At 64.6% G+C, this 6,597-nt stretch carries 4 protein-coding genes; all 4 read right to left on the reverse strand.

The genetic code is table 11. The features are described 5' to 3' along the window. Positions 1-56 precede the first annotated feature (56 nt). Genes OLX02_RS20035 through OLX02_RS20050 form a run of 4 tightly spaced genes read right to left on the reverse strand, consistent with a single transcriptional unit; the run spans position 57 to position 6,404 of the window. Positions 57-959 (reverse strand): ArdC family protein, encoded by a 903-nt coding sequence (locus OLX02_RS20035; protein ID WP_185686743.1) that lies wholly within the window; start codon positions 957-959, stop codon positions 57-59. Positions 960-1,003: 44 nt separating this feature from the next. Then, a complete protein-coding gene (locus OLX02_RS20040) occupies positions 1,004-3,229 on the reverse strand; it encodes an integrase (protein ID WP_264425722.1) in 2,226 nt (741 codons plus the stop codon). Further along, complete coding sequence (locus tag OLX02_RS20045; protein WP_264425724.1) at positions 3,226-5,016, reverse strand: hypothetical protein; 1,791 nt, start codon at positions 5,014-5,016, stop codon at positions 3,226-3,228. The genes OLX02_RS20040 and OLX02_RS20045 overlap by 4 nt, the downstream gene beginning before the upstream one ends. Beyond that, positions 5,013-6,404 carry a tyrosine-type recombinase/integrase gene (locus OLX02_RS20050; RefSeq protein ID WP_223806916.1) on the reverse strand — a complete coding sequence of 464 codons (1,392 nt, stop codon included), beginning with the start codon at positions 6,402-6,404 and terminating at the stop codon, positions 5,013-5,015. Before OLX02_RS20050 ends, OLX02_RS20045 begins: the two co-directional genes overlap by 4 nt. Between the last annotated feature and the right edge of the window lie 193 nt (positions 6,405-6,597).

A 6,597-nucleotide genomic window follows, 5' to 3' on the forward strand; every position in this document is an offset into this window, starting at 1 on the left:
ATATCCTGACAGTCCAGCGCTAATGTGAATTCCAGCGCCATTTTTGCGAACCTGTTTCACGCCGCCATCTCCTCGGCCTGAGGCTGCTGGGCATGCATCCAGTCGGCTGCGGCCTGGGCCTTGCCGGCAGCTGTGAAAATCGCACGTGGGTCATCCTTGAACACGCGCAGCCAGGACGCGACGTAGGCGGCGTGATCGGGCCGTGGGTGATGGGCGATACCGAGATCCGCGAGGACGAACGATGCGGTAAGTTCGGCGCAAATCTCCTCGATCGCGAGGCTGTCGCGCTTGAACCGTTCGGCGAAGTTGCGGTCGAGCCGGTGCTTTGCGCCAGTGGCGTGACCACATTCGTGCAGCAATGTGCCCATGTGGGCCGACGCGTCGCGGAATGTGGCAAAGGTCGGCATGAAAATCTGGTCGAGATCGATCCGGTAATGCGCGTCGTATGCCCCCTCGGTGACCGGAATCTTCAATGCAGAAACGAACGCCTCGGCGTGCGCGAACCGTTCGCTCTCGGGCAAGACCGCGACCGGTGCAGGCTCGTAGCCTTCCACCTGAGCGAGGTTGAACACGGTGAACGCGCGGGCGAACATGCGCCCGGGGCCGGCTTCGCCCTCATCATGATCATCGTCGGCGCGCGATGTAGCCTGCTTCCAGAATACGACCGTGGTGCCGTGCTCCCCTTTGCGAACCTGCGCACCGAGAGCCGCCCACTGACGGTAGGTGCCCCACAGACCGCTGGAATAAGCAGCCGCTTCGGCAGCAATCCAGAGCGCCAGCACGTTGACGCCCCGATAGCGCCGACGAGAGGTGACATTCTGCGGCCGGGTGGTGGCCGCGCCGTCGTGATGCCACGGCATGCGCCAGTCACCGGCACCGGCTTCGATGGCATCAACGATCTCGGCGGTGATGCGTGAATAGACGTCGGCGCGCGCCGATGCTGGGTGGGATCGGGTCATGGCAGGTCTCCACGACGGTCGGAGGGAAACTCTCTCCCGCTCCTTCAGTCCGTCACCCGAAAACCGGCCTCCTCTTCCTCTCCCGCCACACCGGCAGGCGGTGTGGCGGTACCGGGCACGATCTGAGCGAGAACTGTCTCGATCCTTGCGACTTCGGCCTGAAGCGTGACCCGCTGCGGCTCAGGAAGCCGCTTCTCGCGCAGCAGCATGCGCGCTTCGTCGGCCCCGCGCTGCCAGGACGCGCGATGCCGCGCGGTGAGGCAGGCGTTGGGGCAGCGGAGCGGTTCGCACATCGAAATCATCGGTGCTGGCGGGCCGGGCTGTGTGATCCGGTTGAGGCACAGGGCCGTTGCGGGATCGAAGAAGCAGTCGGCCAGCGGGCCGACATGCAGTGTTCGCGCGAGACTGGCGAGCATGGTGCGCAAGCGCTGCCGATCGGCGATCATGGCGGGCAGCGGCGCCAGCTCGCTTGCGACGACATCGAGCCCGGTCCCGACGCGGTTCGCGGCAGGGCCACCCAAGCGGGCACCACCTTGCCGCTCGTCGAAATAGGCGAGGATGTCATCGATTTGGCCGAGCGCACGCTGGGCTTCAATCTCGCCGCGAAATCCCGACCGGCTGCTTCCAGCATAGCCTTCGAAGGCGGCAACACTGGCGTGCTTGTACTGAATCATGCCGGCGATCGTCCCGAAGGGCCGGTTGGCGATATGCCAGGCAATCGTGCGGCGGAACTGACGGGTGGTCAGCCGCCAGGGTGTGCCATCGGGTCGTGGAAGAATCACCGGCGCATCAGGCGATCCAAACTGCTGGTTGAGATGGTCACGAAATCGGTTGAGCTGGCGGACGATCTCGGCAGAGACATGAGTCTTGGTGTTGGCGCGAAGTGACAGCACAGGCCAAAGCGTCGTAGTGCCCCGCGCTCGTCCGGCCCGCTCGGACAACTGCTCGAGCACAGCGACCGCGTCGGCAACGGGCGCGATCGTAACCCACTCCGCTTGTTCTCCGCCTCCGCGCTTGCCCTTGTACGCGACCGACTTGATGCGGTGACGCAATATAACGCCGTCTTCGTCTCTGACGATGGATAGGCAACCACGCTTCATTGCCTGGATCTCGCTGTCGCGCATACCCGACAGATAGGCGCAAACAATATAGGCTGCGGACTGTAGCATGACCTCTTCCAGGGCCAATGCCTTGACATCGAACCGGCTGCGCCAGGGCTGACGGGTCCCGGGATTCACGGCGATCGGTGCATCCATCCCCCCGACTTCGGTGCCGAGTTCCGTGATGGCGGCGGCGATCAGGTCTGGTGCACCGGTCGTCAGACTGAGGTGCATGGCGGGCTCTGCCTGCGCATCGACGCCGGCGTGGAGATGAAGGAGATGGTAGTTGATCGGTGGCAGGTGCTCGCCGGTCAACGGATCGGTGCGGACAGCAGCGTTGTACAAGCCGGTCCAGATGGGAACGCCGCGGCCCTGCCGCCGCAAGCCCGTGAGGTATGCGGTCAGCCGTTGCCGTTGCCGCGCGCGGCGTTCGGCCTGATCGAGATGAGCCTCGCGCGCAATCAATCGGCTGCGCCTGGCTTCGAGACGCTCAAGCTCCCGGCGCGCAGCGAAAATGTCGGGCGCGAAGTGGGTCACATAGCGCAGCGACCATGCCAGCAGCGGCGTCATGATCTCTTCGGGAATGCGTGGCGTCCGGTTTTCACCGGGGATGTACCGGGCACCGGCGACCGAGAACGGGCTGCGCCCGGGCCACGGATCGATACGAAGACGGGCCGTTGGAAGGTGGCGGCGCAACTCGTGAAGGTCGAAGATGACGCGCAGCAATACTGCGACCGCAACCGGACGTAGCCCCTCACGGCGCTTCGAACGGGCAAAGCGGTCAAGCAGAGACTGATCGACCCGCGCAAGATCGAAGCGCCCAAGGTCGGCCTTCACGAAGTTGAAGAAAAGCAGGGCCCGGTTGGCCTCACCCCGCACGGCTGCTGGCTGAAGCCGGGGGCGATGGCCCGGCAGATCGACATTGAGCCGCGCATGGAGAAACTGGCGCAGGGCATCGGCAATGGCTGGGTCTTCGATGCTGCTAAAATGCACGGTGACATGGCAGCGCCTGGCGTTATCGCGAAAGACGCCCGGCGACAGGTCCCAGGTCTGATCGCCGTAACGCGAGAGATCGGCGCGGTTGCAGCCAGGCCGCAACGGAACCGACATGAGTACGGGAAGCGTCTCGCGCGCCCCGTCGTCATGGGCCGGCAAGGATACGGCAGTCATGCCCGGGCCTCGGGCGGCAGATAGACAATGGGATGCTGGGCGGCGAGCCGCGCGCGAGCCTGAGCCACAGCGTCATCGCCGAAGGCAGGCAGGATCTGGCGGACGATGCGTTCACGGGCGTGACCAAACTTGGCCGCCCACTCGTTCGTGGTTATGCCTGCGCGCTGCTCATCGATAAAGGTGAGAAACGCGAGGATCGCTGGCAACTTGCGCGCAGTGATCACCGCGTTTTTGCAATCGAGGCAGCCCCAGAACGGCGTGGGACATGGAGAGCCGACAGCTGCGGCAAAAGGGCTTGCGTAGAAGCCGCCGCAGCTCGCCAGCCATACGTCCTGTTCTCCGTCGAGCACGGCAACCGATGGCGCATCGGCAATCTGGTCCGCGCTTGCGGCTCGACTGCGCAGATGATCTTCCTCGGAGGGAGGAATGACTCGGGGACCGGCAACTGCCTCCTCGAGGGCGTCGGCGACGGTCTGCTCATGCAGGGGTCTGAGCGAGGGAACATCGGCATAGTGCCGCGCTGCGATCTCGATCGTGTGGCCGACGGCGAACCGTGCCATGTGCCCTTCGGTCTTGAGATACCAGAGCGCCTTGTGCGTTTTACGGAGCCGGGACAGGCGCAGATACAGCGGTCTGCCCGCGTCATCGGCAATGGCGTGGCGCGTGGTCCATGCATCGATGGTCGAGCGCGGATGGCGAATGCCGTGGACGATCTCACCGGTCTGGTAATAGACCCACAGGCAATCGCTGGAATTATGGGCCCGCGCGCTTGCCGAGAGTGCGATGATGCGCCGGATCAGCCCTCCCGGCGTCGACGAGGCACCGTCTCGCACCCTGATGGTCTTGTGTTCGGCGCCATGTGCGCGAAGCTTGGTGTAAGCGATCTCCACCGTACCGCCCGAGGCGTTGCGCAAACAATCGACGGTCAGCGTTTTGCAGCACTCGAGCTCAAGCCCGGTCTCCAGCGAAAGCAGGACCAGCAGCGGCACGATATCGACGGATGTCAGGTAATGAGCGCTGTGCAGCGTCATGCTGAAATCCGCGTTCCAGAGGCCGCGCTTCCAACGCCTGGCATAGAGTGCCATCCACTCAGGGTCGCGATGCCTGAGGACCCCACGCGCCTCTATCGCGGCGTGCGCCTTGCGGGCAGTTGCCTCGATCTCCCGAATCTCGCCAAAGCATGGGCCAGCCCGCAATCTGGCCTCGATCGCGACCAGATCGATGCGGGCCGCGTCGCGGAGCTGGCGGGCAACGAACGGGCTGTAGGCGTCGCGTGGGCGTGGCGGGGCGTAAGGTTGCGAGCTGACGTAGCGAAGCCGCTCACGCAAGCCCGCCTCGATGACATCCGGCTGATCGGAAGCGATCCGGCGAAGCACGGAAACGACCTTGGCGACAAAGGTCGGCGCGTGGCCCCGCGACTTGCCCTGAGCTTCGAGCCACGCTTCGTATCCATCGATGTGGCTGGCTCGCAGGTCGGCCGGCCCGGAGATCCGATCACCAGTCCCGGCAAGATAGGCAAAGAAGCTCGGCAGCTGGGTCATGTATGTCTTGATGGAGGAGCGAACCGCTACGGGCCCGCGTGGAGCGACCAGCATGAACAGGCCTCGGGCAAAGGCGAGTGCCAGTCCCCGTGGGTGCAGTCTGGTGAAATCGACAAGAACCTCGCCCCCATACGGCGGGGCGATCGTGAAGCGCAGCGTGCTGATCTGCAGCCATGGGTCAGGCTCGGGCTCTGTGGTCTGGCCCTCGAACCCGACCTTGCGACCTTTACGAGGAGCGGCGGTCATGGCCGGAGATAGCCCGGCACACGCGCAAGCAACTCTTCCACCGCCGCATCGACGGTATCGGCACGAGTGGCAATGTGATCGAGATAGATCGACGTGGTGGCAAGGCTGGAATGGCCGAGCAGGCGTTGCACCTGCTGCAGCGGATCACCGAGCAACTGGCGATAGCCGTCCATGGCGCCTGCCGGTGCAGCAACTTCGCCGAGGCGCCGCTGGATCAGCATCGCCAGCATGTGCACGGCGAACGAATGCCTGAGCTGATGGGGGCTGACGCGAACGGAAATACCGGCATCCGTGCATCGACGGCTCGCCCGGGCAAAGATCGCTTCCCACGAGTTGGGCAGCACCGGTTGCCCGACCTCGGTGAGCCAGAGGACTGCCGCCTCACCTGGCGTGCCATCGTCGGCACAAATCACGAGCCTGGCCCGTTCATCCGGTGTGACGACTTCCATATCCATCATGCCGCCGCCCACGAGGTGCAAAGCGGTCGGTGCGGTGGGTGGGCGGTGTATGAAGATCGGGCGGTCGATGGCCTCCCAACCTCGACGTGAGGCGAACTTGGCCACCGCCGATGCGCGCTCGACCGCAATGTATGCATCGAATGCGGGCAACAGGCGACGCGGTAGCAGCATGGTCCGGCCCCGGTCGCCCTTGGTCAGGGCCGCCGGCAGTTCTACCCGGCGTTGGCGCTCTACACGAACATCGCTGCCGGGAATCTCCGCTGCGAGAAGGAAGGATGCTTCCTCGAGACGCAAACCGGTGGTGACCAGCAGGTCAGCGAACAGCGCGTTGCGTGCACCATTGCGGTCGCGCGCTCCCGGGCGCTCAGCTCCCTCGACGGTCAGGCCGCGCAGGCCGACGTCTCGGAATACATGGTAGGCGGGAAGATCGACGAAGCGCACATCGGACCGGCGCGCAGCCCGCTCATAAGCTTCGTTATGCCCGGCGATGGCAGCGCGCCGACCGCCGTGCGATCTTCGCCAGATCTGCCGATGGGTGAATGGCGTACGCTCGACCAGGCCCTCGCGCTCGGCCCATCGATAGAGCTTGTCCAGCGATGCAACCGCCCGGTTCCACGACGAGGCTGATATCCGGAACTCGGCGTCACTACGCCGGCGTGCCCGATGATACGCACCGACATCATCGGTATCGGCTTGCCAGACGGTCTTGCGGCGAGCCGAACCCAGAAACCGCAACCAAACCAGGACATCGTAGCCGTGTGCCCGCAGCGAGTGGCGCGAACGCGCGCCGTTGAGCGGCAGATCGAGGAAGTAGCGATCGAGATCAGGATCATAGATCGTACCATCGCGCAGGATGATCGGAATGTGGGCGTCCAGTCCATCTGCTTCGCGGCGTTCCTGGATGGAGATCGGTTCTTCTGAAATATCCACAGCTTGCCAGTCCCTCCCCCGGACCCCCTCCCGAATCCAGAACGCACCCATTGCGCGCCTGCGGGACGGTGGTCATCAGGCCGGACTACGCCAGCTTATTGGGAGCGCTTCATCCGGCCTGATGCCCCCCTGCGTCGCGCCCGGACGATACCCTTCAATGAAGCGTCAGGCACGGTGCAGACTGTCCAGATAA

Origin of the sequence: Novosphingobium sp. KCTC 2891, from assembly GCF_025938155.1 — a bacterium.
In the GTDB taxonomy this organism is placed as follows: Bacteria; Pseudomonadota; Alphaproteobacteria; order Sphingomonadales; family Sphingomonadaceae; genus Novosphingobium.